This window comes from Streptacidiphilus jeojiense, assembly GCF_000719095.1.
Taxonomy (GTDB): Bacteria; Actinomycetota; Actinomycetes; order Streptomycetales; family Streptomycetaceae; genus Streptacidiphilus; species Streptacidiphilus jeojiensis.
The window spans coordinates 76148-94723 of the sequence record NZ_JOEH01000013.1; the positions used below are offsets into that span (position 1 = coordinate 76148).

General features: G+C 68.5%; 15 protein-coding genes. 6 read left to right on the forward strand and 9 right to left on the reverse strand.

The window, feature by feature from the left end; translation table 11 throughout:
- Positions 1-20 precede the first annotated feature (20 nt).
- Positions 21-1832 (forward strand): 3-oxosteroid 1-dehydrogenase, encoded by a 1812-nt coding sequence (gene kstD / locus IF29_RS0118665; RefSeq protein ID WP_051725487.1) that lies wholly within the window; start codon positions 21-23, stop codon positions 1830-1832.
- A gap of 25 nt (positions 1833-1857) precedes the next feature.
- On the opposite strand, the gene IF29_RS42145 is transcribed toward kstD, so the two are convergent.
- The 9 genes from IF29_RS42145 to IF29_RS0118710 form a co-directional block, all read right to left on the reverse strand.
- Positions 1858-4563: an ATP-binding protein gene (locus tag IF29_RS42145; protein ID WP_157623816.1), complete on the reverse strand. Its 2706-nt coding sequence runs from the start codon at positions 4561-4563 to the stop codon at positions 1858-1860.
- Positions 4564-4772: 209 nt separating this feature from the next.
- Positions 4773-5159 carry a hypothetical protein gene (locus tag IF29_RS0118675; protein ID WP_051725489.1) on the reverse strand — a complete coding sequence of 129 codons (387 nt, stop codon included), beginning with the start codon at positions 5157-5159 and terminating at the stop codon, positions 4773-4775.
- 187 nt (positions 5160-5346) lie between these two features.
- Entirely contained in the window at positions 5347-6237 is an 891-nt protein-coding gene (locus IF29_RS0118680) for a M48 family metalloprotease (protein ID WP_198037496.1), read from the reverse strand.
- Positions 6238-6757: 520 nt separating this feature from the next.
- Positions 6758-7924 (reverse strand): hypothetical protein, encoded by a 1167-nt coding sequence (locus IF29_RS0118685; protein WP_030256075.1) that lies wholly within the window; start codon positions 7922-7924, stop codon positions 6758-6760.
- Positions 7925-7992: 68 nt separating this feature from the next.
- Positions 7993-10329: a hypothetical protein gene (locus IF29_RS0118690; protein WP_157623817.1), complete on the reverse strand. Its 2337-nt coding sequence runs from the start codon at positions 10327-10329 to the stop codon at positions 7993-7995.
- 5 nt (positions 10330-10334) lie between these two features.
- Positions 10335-11171, reverse strand: coding sequence for an aromatic ring-opening dioxygenase LigA (locus IF29_RS0118695; RefSeq protein WP_030256081.1), 837 nt, complete (start codon positions 11169-11171; stop codon positions 10335-10337).
- Between the two features lie 201 nt (positions 11172-11372).
- Positions 11373-11975, reverse strand: a complete 603-nt coding sequence (locus IF29_RS0118700; protein WP_332262549.1) for a Crp/Fnr family transcriptional regulator — start codon at positions 11973-11975, stop codon at positions 11373-11375.
- A 379-nt stretch (positions 11976-12354) separates the two neighbouring features.
- Positions 12355-12897 (reverse strand): Uma2 family endonuclease, encoded by a 543-nt coding sequence (locus IF29_RS0118705; protein WP_063757532.1) that lies wholly within the window; start codon positions 12895-12897, stop codon positions 12355-12357.
- A 194-nt stretch (positions 12898-13091) separates the two neighbouring features.
- Positions 13092-13535: an NUDIX hydrolase gene (locus IF29_RS0118710; protein ID WP_051725491.1), complete on the reverse strand. Its 444-nt coding sequence runs from the start codon at positions 13533-13535 to the stop codon at positions 13092-13094.
- A 93-nt stretch (positions 13536-13628) separates the two neighbouring features.
- On the opposite strand from IF29_RS0118710, the gene IF29_RS0118715 reads away from it, so the two are divergent.
- From IF29_RS0118715 to IF29_RS46115, 5 genes are all read left to right on the forward strand, one after another.
- A complete protein-coding gene (locus tag IF29_RS0118715) occupies positions 13629-14369 on the forward strand; it encodes a VOC family protein (RefSeq protein ID WP_030256092.1) in 741 nt (246 codons plus the stop codon).
- A gap of 250 nt (positions 14370-14619) precedes the next feature.
- The gene (locus tag IF29_RS0118720; RefSeq protein WP_030256094.1) at positions 14620-14871 is read left to right on the forward strand and encodes a type II toxin-antitoxin system VapB family antitoxin; all 252 of its coding nucleotides are present in this window, start codon (positions 14620-14622) and stop codon (positions 14869-14871) included.
- Positions 14871-15290: a PIN domain nuclease gene (locus IF29_RS0118725; protein WP_030256096.1), complete on the forward strand. Its 420-nt coding sequence runs from the start codon at positions 14871-14873 to the stop codon at positions 15288-15290. Before IF29_RS0118720 ends, IF29_RS0118725 begins: the two co-directional genes overlap by 1 nt.
- Before the next feature lie 525 nt (positions 15291-15815).
- Positions 15816-17183 (forward strand): transglutaminase-like domain-containing protein, encoded by a 1368-nt coding sequence (locus tag IF29_RS0118730; protein ID WP_157623818.1) that lies wholly within the window; start codon positions 15816-15818, stop codon positions 17181-17183.
- A 26-nt stretch (positions 17184-17209) separates the two neighbouring features.
- Complete coding sequence (locus IF29_RS46115) at positions 17210-18271, forward strand: hypothetical protein (RefSeq protein ID WP_157623819.1); 1062 nt, start codon at positions 17210-17212, stop codon at positions 18269-18271.
- Positions 18272-18576: the final 305 nt, after the last annotated feature.

The following is an 18576-nucleotide window of genomic DNA, read 5'->3' on the forward strand; positions in this document are numbered from 1 at the left end:
TGCCCGATGGAGGCCCTCCCATGTCAGAGCACGCGGAATCCGCCCACGACCCGGCGAGCCACCGTCCGTCGCGGCGTCAGGTGCTGCGCGGGGCCGGTGCCGGCGCCGGGGTGCTGCTGGCCTCCGGCCTGGCGTCGGGACTGCTGGAGCCGACCCCCGCCTACGCGGACGTACCGGTGCTGGGCGAGTACGACGTCGTCGTGATCGGCTCCGGGGCGTCCGGGATGACCGCCGCGCTGACGGCGGCCAAGCGGGGCCTGTCCGTGGTCGTGGTGGAGAAGGCGCCCACCTTCGGCGGCTCGGCGGCCCGGTCCGGGGCGGGGGTCTGGATACCCAACAACGAGGTGATCCTCGCCGCCGGCGTCCCGGACACCCCCGCACTGGCCGCGGAGTACCTGGCCGCGGTGGTCGGCAGCGACGTCCCGCTGGCCCGGCAGCAGTCCTTCCTGCAGCACGGGCCCGCCATGATCTCCTTCGTCATGGCCAACAGCCCGCTGCGGTTCCGCTGGATGGAGGGCTACAGCGACTACTATCCGGAGCTTCCCGGCGGGATGCCCAACGGCCGCTCCATGGAGCCGGACCAGATCGACGGCAACATCCTCGGCGCCGAGCTGGCCCATCTGAACCCGCCCTATCTGGCCACCCCGGCCGGGCTGGTGGTCTTCAGCGCCGACTACAAGTGGCTGGCGCTGTCCCTGGTCAACGCCAAGGGCGCGGCCGTCGCCGCCGAGTGCCTGGCCCGCGGGACCGCGGCCGCCCTGCTCGGCCAGAAGCCGCTCACCATGGGCCAGGCGCTGGCGGCCGGACTGCGCGCCGGGCTGCTGTCCGCGAACGTCCCGGTCTGGCTGAACACCCCGCTGGTCGACCTGAACGTCGAGTCCGGCGCCGTCACCGGCGCGCTGGTGACCCAGAACGGCGCCCAGGGGCTGGTCAAGGCACGGTACGGGGTCATCGTCGGCTCCGGCGGCTTCGAGCACAACGCCGCCATGCGCAACCAGTACCAGCAGCAGCCCATCGGCACCAGCTGGACCGTCGGCGCCAAGGAGAACACCGGCGACGGCATCCAGGCCGGGCAGCGGGCCGGCGCCGCGCTGGCCCTGATGGACGACGCCTGGTGGGGACCGGCCATCCCGCTGCCCGACCAGGCCTACTTCTGCCTCTCCGAGCGCACCCTGCCGGGCGGCCTGATCATCAACGCGGGCGGGTCGCGCTTCGTCAACGAGGGCGCCCCCTACAGCGACGTGGTGCATGTGATGTACCAGCGCAACCCCACCGCGCCGGACATCCCGGCCTGGCTGATCGTCGACCAGAACTACCGCAACCGCTACCTGTTCCGGGACGTCGCGCCGACCCTCCCCTTCCCCGACTCCTGGTACCAGGCGGACGCGGTGTACAAGGCCTGGACCATCGACCTGCTGGCGGGTCAGATCGGCGTCCCCGCCGCGGCCCTGCGCTCCACCGTCAGCCGCTTCAACGGCTTCGCGCTGACCGGCAACGACACCGACTTCCACCGCGGCGTCAGCTTCTACGACCACTACTACACCGACCCCGCGGTGGTGCCCAACTCCTGCCTGGCCCCGCTGTGGGAGCCGCCCTTCTACGCCTTCAAGATCGTGCCCGGCGACCTCGGCACCAAGGGCGGCATGGTCACCGACGCCCGCGCCCGCGTCCTCACCGCCGACGGCACCGCCATCCCCGGCCTCTACGCCGCCGGCAACGCCAGCGCCGCGGTGATGGGCCACAGCTATGCCGGCTCAGGCTCCACCATCGGCCCCGCAATGACCTTCGGCTACGTCGCCGCCAACGACATCGCCGACCAGGCCGGCGTCTGAGGCCCGTGGTGCCGCACCGCCGGCATCACGGGCAGCACCCCCGGGCCGCCAGTGCGGCAGCCTGCGGAAGCCCCATCCGCAGGTACGCCGCGCGGGCGAGGGCGTGCAGTTCGCGGGCGGCCCGCTGGTCCCCCAGCTGGTGCTGGACCCGGCCGAGGAGATCACGGCTGCGGGCCGTCTCGATGGGATCGCCGCAGGTCTCGGCGATCTCCAGGGCCTCGTTGTGCAGCGGCAGCGCGGGTTCGGGCGTGCGCAGCGCGCTCAGCGTCTCGCCCAGGTTGTTGAGCGCCTCCGCCAGGTTGAGCGTGCCGTCGTGTGCCCGGATCAGGTCGAGTGCCGTCCGGTGGTGCTGGAGCGCCTCCTCGGTCCGGCCCTGCTCCCTGCGGACGTTGCCGATGTTGCCGAGGGCGATGCCCTCGCTGGTGCGGTCCTCCAACTGCCCGCTGAGGGTGACGGCCTCCTCGAAGCGGGCCAGGGCGGCGGCGTGGTCGCCCATCAGGAAGTGGATCAGCCCCAGGTTGTCGATGGTGATCAGTTCCCCGGTCCGGTCGTTCCCCTCGCGATCGAGGACCAGGGCCTGGCGGTGGTGTTCGAGTGCCTCGTCGAGCCGGCCCAGATGACGGCAGGTCACTCCCAGGTTGTCGAGGGAGATGCTCTGACCGATGGTGTTGCCCAGCCGCCGCTGGAGTTCGAGCGCCTCGCGGTTGAGGGCCAGCGACTCCTCCAGCCGCCCCTGCCGACGGTGGATCAGACCCAGGTTCCCGACCGCGATCGCCTCGTTGGAGTCGTCGCCCTCCGCCCTGCTCAGGCGTAGCGCCTGCTCGAAGTGGTGCAACGACTGGTCCAGCCGACCGAGCAGTCCGTGCACCGCGCCCAGGTTGTTGAGCACGGCCGCCAGGGAGTCCTTCCTGCCGTGCTCCTGGAGGACCGCCATCGCCTCCTCCAGTGCGGCGAGCGCCGACTGGTAGTCCCGGAGCTGCAGATGGGTGAGGCCGATGAAGCGCAGCGCTCCGGCCTCGGCCACCACGTCGCCCGCCGCGCGCGCCAGCCGCAGAGCCCGTTCGTGGAGCACTAGCGCCTGCTTGCCGTGGGCTCCGCGCTCCAGATAGCGGGCCAGGATCGCCGACAGGTCGATGGCGTGCTGCGGGAGTCCGGGCAGTCCGCTCGCCGCGACCAGGTTGGAGCGTTCGGTGTCCAGCCAATTGACGGCGGCCGTACGGTCGGTGAATTCCTCGGTCACGCCATTGGGCGGTTTGATCTCGGGACGGCGGTGGCGTTCGTGCGGGAACATCGCGTCCATCGCGATCGACGCCGAGTACCGGTAGTGGTCGAACAACTGCTGCAGCGCATTCTCGCGTTCGGCTTCCGGAAGGCTCGCGGCCTGCGCGGCACTGTGGATCCGCAGGAGGTCGTGCAGGGTGTAGCGGTCGGCCTGCAACTGCTCGACCAGGTGGGCGTCGAGCAGTTCCTCCAGGCTCCGTTCGGCGTCGTCGGTCCGCAGTCCGACCAGGGCCGCCACGGCCCGGGCGTCGACGTCGGCCCCGGGCACCAGGCCGAGTTGCGCGAAGACCCGCTGTTCCTGCCAGGCCAGGTGGTTGAAGGAGGTCTGGAAGGCCGCGGCGACCGCCAGGTCGGAGGTCGCCAGTTCGCCCAACCGTCGGCGTTCGTCGCTGAGGCGTTCCACCAGCAGTGCCACGGACCAGGAGGACCGGTGCCTGAGCCGGGCGGCGGCGATGCGTATGGCCAGCGGAAGTCGGCCGCAGAGCTCCACGATGGCCGCCACCGCCTCCGGCTCGGCGTCCGCGCGGGGGCCGAGGACGCGCTGGAACAGCAGCACCGCGTCGGCCGCCGAGAGCAGGTCCAGGGAGAGGCTCCGCCCGCCTTCCAGGCTGACCAGACGCCTGCGGCTGGTCACCAGGACGAGACTGCCACCGGAACCGGGGAGCAGCGGGCGCACCTGTTCGGCCGAGGCCGCGTTGTCGATGACCAGCAGGACCCGGTGGTCCGCCAGTTCGGCGCGCCAGGCGGCGGCCCGCTCCGCCAGCCCCGCCGGGATGCTGTCGGCGCTGCGACCGTGGGTGCGCAGCAGGGTGTCCAACGCCGCTGCCGGGTCGACGGGGTCCTGCCCCACCGTGTGGGCGTGCAGGTCCAGGTAGTACTGGCCGTCCGGGAAGAGGTGCGCCAGCCGGTGGCCGGCATGGACCGCCAGTGCCGTCTTCCCCACGCCCGCCATTCCGTCGACGGCCAGCAGCGCGGGCCCGGCCTCCGCGGTGGTTCCGGCGGCCTCGATGATCGACAGGACCTCCTTCTCCCGGGCGGTGAAGTCCGCCGGACCGGGAGGAAGGAAGTTGCGTCCGGAAGCCGCTGGTGCGGTCGGCGCGGTCGGTGCAGTTGGTTCCAACGGTGCGTCAGGGTCTGTACCAGCGCTCTGGATCCGCACGCCGTCGGTTGCCTGCGCCACCCGCTTCCAGGCGGCCCGCCACCGCTGCTCCTCCGGCGCCCCACCGCCGCAGGCCCGGACCAGGGCGAGGACGACCTCCAGCTTCGGCAGCTCGCGGCGGCGCGGATTCAGCGCGTCCGCGAGAGTGCTCCGCGGCACACCGCTCCGTCGCTGCAGTTCCTGGAGCGACGGCTTGCCGGCACCGACCTTCAACGCCCGCAACGCCAGAATGAACTCCCCCACACTCCCCGCCGGCTCCTCCGGAGCCGAGTCCTGCTGAATTCCGGGCATGCCGAAATGACCCATTGGTGCGCCCCCCGTGTCCTTGGGCGTGATGCCCATGACAAGAGTAGGCGACCGGCAATCCGGAGTCATCCGGAATCGTACGGACACATCCCAATGGAACGACGGGGGGCGAGGCCCCATGGGGATCGGCCGTGAATGCCGTTCGCCCTCGACGATCGCGATCGTCGAGGGCGAACGGTGACTGTGCCGGATCGTCAGCAGCGGTTCAGGCCGTTGTGGAACGCGGCCGCACCGTCCACGTAGGGGGCGAACGTCCAGGCGGTGGTCGGGGCGTTGAAGTAGTCGGTGTACCCGTAGGCGCCGTAGTTGACCTGGCTGGTCTTGTACCAGACGTCACCGTCGTTGCCGACCTGCTGGCCGACGACCCAGCAGATGGCCACGATGCTGTCGTGGTTGGAGGCGTACAGGTCGTAGTCGTACTTGGAGGAGCCCGAGTTGGCCTGCGAGTACACGCCGACCCCGTGGCTGGTGCTGACCGAGATCGGAATGTACGTGCTGGCCGACGCGCTTCCCGCGGCGAGGCCGACGGTGGAGGCGGCCAGGGTCAGTCCGGCGATGGTGGTGCCGAGGATCTTCCGCATGGTTGGTCCCGTTCCTGGAGATGGTGTGTACATGCCATGTGCTGGCCAGTGGCCGCACCGCTTCCGGCGAAGCGGATCGGCCGCTGTCGGCCTTCGCCAGCATGGCCGCAGGCAGGTCACCGGGGCCACGATCTCGGACAGGCCCGGACGACCCCGGACGATGCCGGATCGTCCATGCATCGATGCGCTAACCGATGAAGGGGCGCAGCCGGTGCAGCCGGGTGTGGTAGTCGGGATGCATGTCGAACAGTCCGGCCAGCCCCCGGTGCTGTGCCTTCGGCTGGGTCCGGGCCTGGGGCGAGGCCCACTGCCCGGTCGGGAGCGATCCCCAGGCCGCTGGAGCCGCCGCGCCTCCGGATGCCGCCGCGGCCTCGCGCTGAGCCAGGACCTCGACCAGTTGCGGTGCGAACCCGAGTGACGCCGCATAGGCGTCCGCGCTGAGTTCGGCCCTGCGGCTCAGCATCGCGAGCAGCAGCGGGGCGGCTGCCAGGGGGATGACGAACCACCAGGCCCGCGCCAGCACGGTCAGTGCGATGGAGCCGAGGACCAGGGCCAGGCAGCCGCCGCAGGCCACGTTGCCGCCGCGGAACAGGCGCGACAGCCCTGCCCGGGTCAGGCCCCAGGCCGTACGGGCGGGCAGGGCGTACCAGTGCGCCAGCATGCGGGTCCAGGTGTGCCCGCTGACGTGGTGTCCGAGTTCGTGCGACAGCACCGCGGCCAGTTGGCTGTTCGGCAGCTGCTGCATGGCCTGAGTGGTCACCCCGACGATGTGGCCCGCGGCAGCGTTCGCATTGAGCTCGTCGCGCTCCTGGATCCACAGTTCGTAGTGGCCACCGCGGACACCGCCGCGGCGGGTCACCTCGGTCCACACCGGCTCCAGCCGCGCGGCTTCGTCGCTTGTCGGGCGACGCATGCGCAGGGCGTAGCGCGCGATGGCGTCCTCGGCGGGGCGGTGGAAGACCATGAGCCCGGAGAGCAGCCAGGCGATACCGACCACGAGTGCGAAGCCGGCACTGAACATGGAGCAGATGCCGACAATCAGCACGAAGCTCACCAGGCCCATGGGAACCGCTGCCATGAGCTGTCCGACGGCAGCCCGATCGGCGCCTCGCTGATGGGCCTTCAGCAGTATCCGGCCCTGCTGGAAGTGCATGTCGTCAAGAGCGGATCTCGGCGGCCCGATCGGCAGCTGCGGTGCCGGCCCGGGGGCCGGCTCCTGAACCGGCGGTCCCGGCGGCTGGGGCGGCGGACCCTGCTGATACCAGGGCGTCGCTGATCCGCCAGGATCAGTGCCCGCCCCGGTCGGACAGGTCGGGGTCCGGACGGGGTGGACGGCCTCCTGGACCGGGTGAGCAGACTCCTGATGCTGGTAGACGGGTACGTCCTCGCCCGGGTAGGCGGGTACGTCCTCACCGGGGTACACGGGTACGTCCCCGCCCGGGTAGGTGGGTGGCTCCTCGCCCGGGTAGGGCGGCGGTGCCCCATCGGGCCACGGACTCGGCTCAGAGGGAGCTCCCGGCTCCCCTGACGGGGACGGAAGTGGTGGTGGGGCGGACAGGTTGGACATGAGACCTCGATTCCCTTCGGGACGATCCACATCAGGACTGGGGGCGGTACCCGAATGTCGGCTCAGAGTCCGCAGGAGCCGCCGACGCGGGCCCGGCCTCGTCGGCCGGGGTGGCCGTACCGGCCCCCTCTACCGCGTCTCGAACCGGTTCCCCCGGCCCCGCGGTCGGTGCCAGCCGTTCGTCGAGGATGTCGCGGATGGCCTTGGCCGCAAGCCGCCGCGGCTCGTCCAGCTGATGTTCCTCCAGGCCGCCGGGGCCTCCCTTGAGCGCCTGGAGGGCGAGGTCGAGCTTGTTCTGAATGGTCCGCAGATGATCGGCGCGGAGGTTCTCCATCACCAGCCGGGCGTCCTCGGGATGCTGGGAGAGATGGAAGGCCATCGCGGCCGGTCCCTGGCGCTCCAGGTAGTAGGTGTAGAAGGCGATCTTCTTCGCCTCGATCTCCTGGAGTTCGAGCCCCTTTCTGCCGCGATCCACTTCAAGCACATGCCCGAGCTGCTGCTGCTGCCAGGCGAGGTCGTGCTCCTGCCGTCCTGCCGCGAGTGCGCGCGCTGCGGCAAGCCCGTCGGCGAGGAGGTCGAGCTGGTGCTGGGGCTCCAGCCTCTGCCGCTCGTAGTCGATGGCACGCAGCTGCTGCTCGTGAGCGATGGCCGCCTCGTCGCGGCGGATCTGCAGGGCACAGGAGACAGCCAGCCCCTGAGCGGCCGTCAGTCGGCCGATGTCCAGCATGCGCTGCTGGGCCTCGCGCTCCGCGATCCCGCTCTCCTCGATTCCGAACCGGCGCAGCAGCGGACGGATGAGAGCGTCCACGTTCCGCTGGACCAGCACGGGAACATCCCGTTCGCCGCTGGCGACGAACGCCGCCGGGTCCCGCACCTGCCACGTCCAGTCCAGGGTCACTTCGAACAGGAAGGCGTCGTTGGTGCTGGGCAGTGCGTAGGAGGACGAGCCGGTGTGCAGGCCCATGTCCACCTCGTACACGGTGGTCCACCGGCGGGAGGCGACGTCGGTGCGGTTGGGGCGGTGGGGCGGCAGGTAGGCGTCGAAGCCGCCCGTGGGCCTGGTGAAGACCAACGCGTAGTCGATGCGGGCGCTGCGCAGCGGCCTGAGGCGCGACAGTTCCTGGATCGTCACCACCGGGTCGACGATCTGTGAGTCGCGGTTGGCGTCCTGTTGCCACTGGGGTGGGCGGCTGACCATGGGTTTTCTCTCTGTCCGTTCCTGGTCGGATGTGGTTGTCGGGTATGCGGTCACACGGGCGCGAGCGCTCAGCCGAGGATCACGGCGCGCAGTCGGGCGGCGACGGCCGGCTGCTCCTGCTCACCGGATTCCGCGCGGACGTTCTCCAACAGGTACGCCAGGCGCTTTCGGTCCTCGGAGGTCACGGCCACCGCCGAGAGCAGTTCGGCCAGGGCCGTCTCGGCGTCACCGTCGTCATCGGCGCGCCGCACCCAGCCGCGGACCACTGCCAGCGCGGACGAGGTCGACCCGGGGTCGTTGAGGGCCGCGTGCCACAGCGCGGCCTGGGCCTGACGCAGCAGCGCGCCGTCGGTACCGGGGGTCGCGTCGGCCCGTGCGAAGAGGTCGATGAGCAGCGGACGTCCGGCACCCTCGGCCTCGTCGGTGGGACCCCCGGCATGGATGACCGTGTGCAGCACGAATTCCCGGGTGGAGTGGGCCTGCAGCAACGGGACCAGGCGGTCCCAGAGATGGGCCGCGCGACGGTGCTCCTCGCCCGCCGGCTCCTCTGCCTGGGCAAGCAGCAACGATGCCGCGGCCTGGGCCAGTTCATCCGGTTCGTCGGCGAACGCCCGGGACGGTCCACCGCGAGCCCCGACTGCTCGCGCCGCCTCGGTGAGCGCGTCGAGTGCCTCCGCGGCGAAGGTGTCACCGACCGATGCATAGGTGCGGACCGCAGTCCAGCGCAGCCGGTGGTCGGAGTCGGTGATCCAGGAGCGAAGGATCCGCGGAACATGGAGGGCGCCCAGATGGTGGGCCAGGGCCAGCGCGTTGGCGGCGACCAGCCTGCTGCGGTAGCGGACGGCTCCGGCCCACGGCCGGACCAGCAGGGCCATCGCGGAGGGCAGATCGGCCGCCAGCAGGACGGCCGCCGTGGACGCGGCGCGGGTGTGGACGATCGGCCGTGGGTCGTTCGCGAGGCGCCGCAGCCAGGCGAGCAGGGCGGTGCGCGAGGAAGGTTGGCCGAGCCATGCCTCGCGCAGCAGGGCGATGGCGGTGAACGGTGAGCTGAATCTCAACTTCGTCTGCGGCACCGGACCCCAGTCCGTCACCTCGGTCTCCTGGTACTGCTGGGCGCCGGCGAAGGCGATGCGCTTGGCGCTGGATGCGCCGAAGACCGGGATCCGGGCCGGCTCCTCCGGATCCTCGACGCGCTGCAGCAGTTGGTGCAGGACATCGCCGAACTCGGCGATGAGCGGGAAGGGGGACTCGTCGAAGGCTGCGAGGGAGAGCAGGAACGCCTTCTCGTGCAGACCTGCTTCGCTGTCGTCGAACCACTCGCGCACCTGGCGCTCCGCGGAGTAGTGCCCGAAGTCCGCCAGCGCGGACAGCGGGAGTTCACCCCGTGCGTACGCCCCGACGCACTGGGCGAAGCGTGCGAGCTCCTGGACGGGGCGATCGTGCTCGACCACCTCCTGCACCTGGTCGAGCGCGAGCAGGTCCTTGACCGGGTGCCCGGCGAGGTCCTCCCGGCCGAGATGGGCGCGCAGCAGCGAGGTGGCGAGCGGTGCTCGCCACAGGGTGTGCGGCACGCCGTCAGGGATGCCCAGGTGCCGGCCGGTGACGATGACCAGGAAGCCGCCGTTGGCCCGCAGTCTCTCGGCCGCCGCTCGGACATGGGGCTCGCGCAGGGCACGCTCGGTGCGGCTGTCGAAGCCGTCGAGGAGGTAGCCGCAGGCAGAGTCCAGCACTCCGGGGAGTCGCCCCGGCGCCAGTGCCGGGTCCAAGGCGCGGTACGAGGTCGCGCCGACCGTCCGCAGCAGCATCAGCGCGGCACTGCGCCGACCGGTTGCCGCGGAGCCCGAGAGCACGGCCACCCGGTGCTCACGCAACTGCTCGAGAGCCGCGCCGAAGGGATCGGCCGCGGTGTCGGTCCAGACCCCCTCCGCCTGGGGTTCCGGGTACGCGAACCGCTCGGAGAGAGCCTCGACCTCCGCTGCGGGGATCTCCCCCGAAGCGCCTTCGGGTTCACCCTGGCCCAGGTGGTATTCGACCTTCGTACCGCCGAGGATCACATCGCCGGTGACCTCGCCTCCGCTCACCCCGTGCTGGTCACCGCCCACGAGTGAGCCGCCGAGGCGTGCCGATGCGCCGAGGATGATGGTGGGGCTGTGCTGGTAGAGCTCCCGGCGGGAGTCCCAGGCATGGCGCGGCACCCCGTCATCCTGGTCGTCCGGATCCGCTTCCGCGCCGGCAGCAGGCTGCTCGCCCGGCTCGGCGTCGGCGTCCGGTTGCGGCTTCCCGTCCGGGGGCGATCCGCCGTTGCCGGGCTTGGCGCCGACCGGCGACTCCGCCCCGACCGGGTCGGCGGCGGCGCCGTCCGCGGGACCCGCCGCGGCGGGCTGCTGCACTGCGTCATCCGTCATGCCCGTCACTCGTCCACTGCGGAGGAGCCGCCGAGGACGACGTTGCCGCTGACCCGGCCGCCGCTGACGCCGTGCTGGTCGCCGCCCACGACCGAGCCGTGGATGACGGGTGCCCCGGCGAAGTGGAACACCGGCCCAGAGGTCTGCTGGTCCCTGTCGTCTGCGCTCCCGGCCCCGCTGCTCCCGACCCCGATGCTGCTCGTCCCGGTCTCCTGGATCGAGTTGTTGACTGCGGTAACGCTCTCGGCCTCCCACCCCGCTGCCGTGCCATGGAACCAGGCGGGCAGGACCGCGTCCTTCGTCCGGACGTCAACCCGCCGGAACTGCCCGGGACGGATGCCGTGATGGCCGTGCCGTACGACTCCCTGGTACACCGGCTCGCTCACGCACAGTACGCAGTCCTGCCCGGAACGCTCGGCGAGAGCGGCACGCAGGTCGGCGGAGTCGAGCAGCCGGAACGCCTGGTTCAGGTCGTGGCCGACGAGTCCCCCTGTCGTGCCCGGGTGCGGGTCCTCGGCCACCTCGCCGGCGGCCAGCACCATGCGCAGGCGGATCTGCGCGCCAGTGGCCGCCAACCGGTTGTGGTTGTGCAGCAGTTCCGGCGTGGTTGTCAGGAGCGCCCGCAGCAGAGCGGTCTTGGCGACATCCGCGCTGATCAGGACGACCATCCCGTCGCCGCGGTCCTCCCGGTACTGCTTCGTGCGCTCCACGCCCGCCGCCGCGAGGGTCTCGTCGACCACGGAGTTCAGAGTGCGCCGGAGCACGGTCTGCACGACATCGTCGCGCGGGGTGAATCGCTCGATGTCCAGCAGCAGCATGGTCCGGTTGACTGGTTCGATCATGGGATCACTCCGTAGCGACTCGCGCATCCGACGGACCGGATTGGTGGGTGGAAGGCTCTCACCCACGGCGTGTTGACGACGAGTGAGGATTGCACAGAGTGAATGTGACCATGTGCACACAGCGGCATGGCGCAGACGGGACGCCGGACGGGATGGGGCAGACGGGATGGCGCAGACGGGACGCCGGACGGCCCTCGGGGCTCAGGACGCGTCCTCGTGCGCCATCCTCCGCAGTACCTCTGGCCGGAGTACGACCAGGCCGCGCCGTCCGGTGAGTACGACGCCGCGGTCGCGCAGAGTCTTGAGCAGCCTGGCGACTGCCTCGCGGGAGGCGCCCACGGAGCCGGCCAGTTCCTGCTGGGTGAGCCCGGTGGTGAGACGCAGCCCCTCGGCCGTCACCACGCCGTGGGTCCGACTCAGCTCAAGGAGCAGCGATGCCAGGCGCTCCTGCACACTCAGTGCGGCGAACTCCATCCGCCGCCGGTCGCTGTCGCGGATGCGGTCGGTCGTCAACGCGAGCAGCCGCATGGCGATCGCCGGTCGCTCGTGCAGCACTGCCAGGAACCGTGCGGGGTCGATGGCCACGGCCTCCACCTGGCCGAGCGCCGTCACGGTCGCGGACCTCGACCGACCGCTCAGCGCCGCGCTCTCGCCCACGATGTCGCCAGGTCCGCGCAGGGCGAGCAGTGCCTCGTATCCGTTGGCTGCCGCCGCGGTCACCTTGGTCCAGCCGGTCAGCATGATCAGCACGTGTGCTGACGGCTCGTGCTCCCGGAGAAGTACCTCGCGCACCGCGTATCGCATCTGCGAGCCGAGCTCCAGAAGGGACTTTCGGTCCTCGAACTCCAAACGGGAGAGAAACGGGACCTGATCCTCGAAACCTGTTCTTCGCACCCCGACCCCCAGTGGCCACCCGCGCCCGACACCGAATCCACGAGCCCTGCTCGGCCACCCATCTGGCTGCAGGCACGACCGGAATGGGGACCATGGCATCACCACGATTGAGGAGAAAGCAAGTTGATGAACCATCCCCCCGACGGGCGGATTGTGGAACAACGACTACGAACCTGATCAATTCGCGCCGTCGCTTTGCCGGGTTCCCCGATGTACTGCGGGTTTAGACGCGCGTTCGATACATACGAGGACAACAGAAATCACACAGCAACCGGATGCGGCCCCGGACTCAGCTGTACGGCAGCAGCCCGGAGGTGTCGAGGTCGAAGCCGAACGGCTCCGGGATCCGGATCCCCTCGCCGAACTCGACGTCCTCCCGACGGTGGTACCTCGTGCCGTCCGGCCTGCTGAAAAGCGTCACGGTCTTCTGCCGGGCATCGATCAGCAGATACAGCGGGATGCCCATCAACGGGTAGTCCCGCACCTTGCCCACCCAGTCGTTCTCCGGGTTGGACGGCGACACCAGTTCGACCGCGATGGCAGCGGTCTCGGCGGGCACCTGGTTGTCCGAGGTCTCCAGGACCGAATCCGGGAGGTACGTGAGGTCGGGATTCCGGCTCTTGCCGACCTTGGGCGAGACTAGGTCGGTGTTCTCGCTGGGCAGGAGGTCCCTCGGCGCATGGGCGTCGAACTGGCGCCGGACGATCAGCAGGTTGCGCTGGTGGATGCCGGAGCGGCTGACCATCATCACGATGATGCCGCCGGAGATCTCGGCTTTGAAACCCTGCGGCAGGGATCTACGCGCCTCCTCCAGAAGGGCGAAGTGCAGCACCTCGTGGATGTGGGTTGACCTACTGGGCTGGGAACCAGCGTAATCGAAGCCCGGCCGGACCCGTGGATTTCGCCCGGTAGACGGCGGAGCGCGGGCTCTCGCGCCGGCGTGTGCCCGTAAGGAACCGCTGTAGGCGCTGCCCCGGTGGCGTGCCGAGCCTCTGCCGTCAGATCGGGGGCGAGCTGTCCCGTCCTTCAGGGAGCCATGAGCCCCCGCCGCCTCAGCAGGGGCAGTACGTGCTCCCTGACGGCGGGAGCGAGCTGCACGCCGGGGTCAGCCCCGGAGATCCAGCGCATGTCCGCGAGTTCAGCGGCCGGCCGGGGTGGGCGGCCGATGCCTGCCGTGAAGACGGTCATCTTCATGGGCACGCGCTCCAGCGCTGCCATGGCTTCGACCTCGGCCAGGAAGCAGGGCCGCACGGGCTGGACCCCCAACTCCTCCTGCAGTTCGCGGGCGAGCGCCTGCGCGGAGGTCTCTCCTGCCTCGGGCTTCCCGCCAGGCAGGTAGAAGACATGAGGGGCCGCCTGCTTACTCACGACCAGGAGACGTTGCGCTCGGACAACCGCGGCCGCGACGACGATCAGCGGGCCCGCCCCGCCGGTGGTCGAGGCGGCGGCTGCTCCGTCATGGTGTGCCATACCTCCTGATCGTTCCAGCTCCGGCCCGTAGCGGAAAGGTGGCACCCTGGGTACGCCGGATGACTGCCCCTCTGCGATCGGAGATCCCGCGGCATGACTTTTCAACTCCACGCGCTCTGCATTGACGCGAACGAGCCGCTCCGTCTCGCGCGCTTCTGGTCCGGCGTCCTGGGTTGGGAGTTGGAGGACGACTCCGACGAAGGCACCACGCTACTGCCGAGCGACGACACCGGCTTCCGGATTCGCTTCCTTCCGACTCAGGAGCCCAAGATGGGCCGGAACCGGATGCACTTCGACCTGACCAGCACGTCCCTCGACGACCAGCAGCGGACCGTCTCGACGTCGCTCGGACTCGGCGCCCAGCACATCGACGTCGGCCAACGCCCGGAGGACGGCCATGTGGTGCTCGCCGACCCGGAGGGTAATGAGTTCTGCGTCATCGAGCCGGACAACAAGTTCCTCGCCGACTGCGGTTTCATCGGAGCGCTTGCCTGCGACGGCTCCCAGGAGGTCGGGTACTTCTGGAGCCGGGCGCTGGACTGGCCGTTGGTCTGGGACCAGGACCAGGAGACCGCGATCCGCTCACCGCACGGCGGTCCGAAGATCACCTGGGGTGGCCCGCCGCTGATGCCCAGGACCGGGAGGAGCCGGCTGCGCTTCGATCTCGCCCTACCTGCCCGTGCGGATCAGCGGGCGGAGGTCGACCGCCTCGTCTCCCTCGGTGCGACTCGGATCGGCACCGACCGCAGCGAGGCCGACGGGGTGCTACTGGCCGATCCCGACGGCCATGAGTTCCGCGTATTGGCCCCCGCCAGCACGATCAATCCCAGGTGACAGGGCAGGCAGATGGCAGGGACTGCACGGGAGCGGCTGGCCCACTTGCTGGGCGCTTCACAGTCCGCAGGGTCCTTCAGTGCCCGAGCGGAGATGTCCGCGCACGGCCTCGGGCTCGAGGTGGCCGGGCTCGGACGGGTGGGCCTTCCGCTGCGGGCGCGTCTGGTGAAGCAGCAACAGGCATATATATTTTCCCAGCTCGCTTTGATATACTCTGGTTGCTGTCCCTATCCACCGCAAGGGAGTCGGCATGTCCAAAATACTGATGGAGCTCGACGACGAGATGCTCGCCGAAGCGGCGGCGCGGTTCGGGACCACCACGAAGGTCGCCACTGTCCGTGCCGCTCTCCGTGAGGCGGTGAAATACCAGCGTCGACAGGAGTTCTTCGACGCGATGGATCGCGGGGAGTTCGACTTCTCCGACATCATCGCCGCCAGCGGACCGCGCGACGAACAAGGCAACCTCATCAAGGGCGATCCGGGCAAGGAGACCGTTGGCTGATGCCGCAGCCGTTCCTGATCGACAAGTCCGCGCTTGCGCGCCGAGCGCAGCCCCGGGTCTCTGATGTCGTGGACCCCCTGCACCGTCGCGCCCTGCTGGCGATCTGCGCACCTACCGAGTTCGAGATGCTCTACAGCGCCCGCGACAAGGCAGAGGCCGCCCGCCTGCGGCGCTTCCTCAACGCCTTCGACTACCTCTCCTGCGATGCCGACCAGTGGCAACGGGCCCTGGAGGTCCAGCAGATGGCGATCGACGCCGGGTACCACCGGGCGCTTTCGATGGCTGACCTACTCATCGCCGCAACCGCAGAGAGACACCGGTCAGTCGTTCTGCACTACGACGGTGACTTCGAGATGATCGCCCGGCTCACTGGCCAGCCGCATCAGTGGGTCGTCCCACCCGGCACCGCCGACCAGTAGAGCACCCGGTACGCCCGGCGCCTGGCCGCCGGAATGCACCCAGAGGCCCCGCGCAACCCCAGCCCCAGCGTGCAATCTGTGGCGAGTCATGTCACTGCTCGCGACCGTGAGGTCTCGTCACCTGAGAAGGACCGTGCCATCGAGGCGGCGGCTTCCGGTGGCCCGATCGAGTGAATTGTGGCTTGCCCGAAGCATGTTGGAATCGGCGATCGGTAGCTGGGCCGACATGCGACTGCCTACTATGGGTGGCCCATGTCCGGGCAACGAGTAACGGGGAGTCAGGTCATGAACGGTGCCGGCTCGAACACGGAGTTGAGCAGGTGCTTCACACGCTCGGACGCACCGCGCCGTCACTCTTCGAGTCATGATCGGCCAGTCCACCGTGAGGTTGCGTGGCTGAGTCGGTCTGGCGAGCACTCCAGTGCACCGTGGCGGTCGCTGGTTGACATGTTGCGCGACCCTGCTATCGACCGGGTCGCTGAGGCAAGCTCCGACTCGGTCGAACGCGACGCGGCATTCTGTGGCGTGAGCAGTCAGGACTTCGATATCCAACTTAGGCTTCATCTGCCCAAGGTTCTCGCGGACTTTCCGACTGGGGCCGCCGAGAATCTCTATGCCGCCGTACGGCCGATCCTGCTGTCCCGCTGCAGCATCATGTCCAGCTACATGGCCGATGCCGCGCTTCGAGCCAATGCATCCCTGCTGCTCGGGCAGGAGACCACGCGCAGGGACTACTCGCTGCAGCGACCGGACGGCAGGACCATCGGGATGCGGTTCGGCACCGTCCCCCCGCGAATAGGGCATTTCTATCAGGCGAAGCTCCATTACATGATGAGCCCGCGCGCGGACAGCCTCGTCGAAATGGGTTGCTTCTTGCAGGGGGCGACTCATCCGATCACGTATCTGGCGTTCTCTCCCTGCGACCGGCCATATATCATCCAGTCTCTGCGCCGTCATGGACTCTCGGCCAGTCGAAGCAATGTGCTTGTTCTCACGCGAGCGCTGGGACTGTCCGGAACGGCGTTCAATTTGATGAGTTTCACGCTCGGGCGGGCCGCTCGCAATCTTCGGGATATGGGCTGCCGTTTCATCGTGACTGCCTTCAATCCCATGTTGGGATTCTCGGGGACGGCCCTTCAGGCCACCAACTTCATTCCGGTGGCCACGGCCCCTGTCGCATGCTTCTACGATGACCACGGCCGCTACGTCACCCGACGCCACTCAAGCACTGAATATTCCATCGTGCGACCCGCGCCAGGTTACCGCAACTTACTTGCAGTGATCGGTGTGGATCGCAAAGCAAGGAAAGAGCTCAAGCAAGTGAACACGTTGGACCATCTCGACGAAGCTGATCACGATTTCGACGGGGCTCCGCACAACAGAGTCGGAGGGGAATTGATGGACAGGCTTCCAGAATACCGGAAGCGCCTCGAAACTGCGTGGTCAAAGCGAACTGTCCATCCGAGCTATGCGAAGGAGCCGTTGTCCTCGAAGGGCCAGTGCGGGGTGAGCTCGGTCTGGCTCGCACAACTGCTGCGCATGAAAGAGATCGAGGCGACCTACTGTTATGGCAACCTCTTCTTTGATGATCCTGCCATCTCTCCGGTCGAGCATCACTGCTGGATCGAGGTTGGATCGTCCAGCGATCCCGATCGTCAGGTCATCGACCTCACGTGTGATCAGGCGGATGGCTTCAATCAGACTATTATCTGCGAGCCGTACTCGCGGTTGGCAGCGAACGGGATTCGATACGAGCCGGAAGTGAGGCTCGGTGTGGACGACCTTCCCAAGGATCGCGTCTGGAGACGTTTTACATATCTTGAGGACTCGATGCGCGACAAATGGGGAATCAACACCCTCAAAGAATGTACAGGATCAGCCGTGGGTTCTTGATAGTCTCACTCGAGCTGGAGGATCCCATGTCTGACGCAGGCGAGCGACCCCTGATCCTGCTCCTTTCATCCAACCTTCGAAGGCGCTATTCCGAGGATATTCTCACCGCCCTCGCCCTGCCCCGTGAAGCCGTCATTCAGTTTCGTTACGGAGCCGACTACGTGGCACCGCCGCTCCAGCAGAAGGTGGCGAACGGATCCGCGATCGGGCAGAGAGTTCTGCTCGGATTCGTTGCTGACTATGATTCAGCGACCAACGCGTTTCTGCTCCCGGTTCGGTTTGCCACCGTGGCAGAGGCGGAGTGCGTTGCTGACATGTTCATTTTCAAACTCCGCGTCAACGACTATGCGAACCTCGATGAGTATCCTGCAAGCTTCGCGGAAATATCTGAAGCAAGTCGGCGCACAATTGGCAAGCTAAAGGAATCGAACTCCCGCTACTATCCGGCGGTCCTCAAATTTCCCGACCTGAACGTGTCGGGCAGAGGAGAGCCCGCGCAGTTGTGGCAGGCCGTCGCCAGCAGACTGGCGCAGCACCCCACGTTTCATGCGTCATATTTCATGAGGATCGATGACCCTGTGCATCCGACGCGCGGCCGCTCCTACACGTTCGACCGGCAAGGACGCCTCAATCTCAGCGACTTGAAGCCGGCAAAGCTACCTGTCAGCTTCTATTCCGAGGTATATACCGAGTCAACCAATATAACTCTCACCTGCGCCACGGACGGGCGATTTCTTCGGGTTTCATCGGACGACAAGCATGATGTGGCGCTGAGGTACGATTCAACAGAATTCTGGCTCCAGCCCAACGCGGCATCCTACGACGCTCTCACCCACGCGACGATTCGTTTGGGCCCTCTGGAAGCAAGCAGCACTCCGGCAGTAACCGTTCGATTCCCTGTAGTGGTCAAGCATTCTCGGCTGCGACTTGCCAGCAGGGTGCTGGTGAGCAGCGGCGGAGCGATACTTGTGGCGGCGCCTGCGATCTTGGGGGGAGGGTCTTCTCTGGCTCTTAGGATCACCCTGGCGGTGATCGGGTCCGCCCTCATCAGCATTGCGACAGTAGTCATGGCCAGAAACACCACCTGACGGACCGTGTTGCGGCTGCGCTGGCCGCTGGACATGTTGCTGGCTACGTAGCGGATCTGTCGGCGCCGCTGCAGGAGGTGGTCGTCAGGCGTGAAGGTCGGGTGCGCCGACCAGGACGACGGTCGGATCGACTGCGGCGCGGTCCCGTAGTCAGGGGGGCACGCTTCATCACGTTGCCCTGACGCGCCCGGATTCACCTGCAGTCCCGCGCGGTACCGGCTCCGGCGTGTTATCTGTGGCAGGTCACGTGACTGCTGTCCCGGTGGCCTGCGGAGCCTGTGCCGTCGGGTCGGGGGCGATCCGTC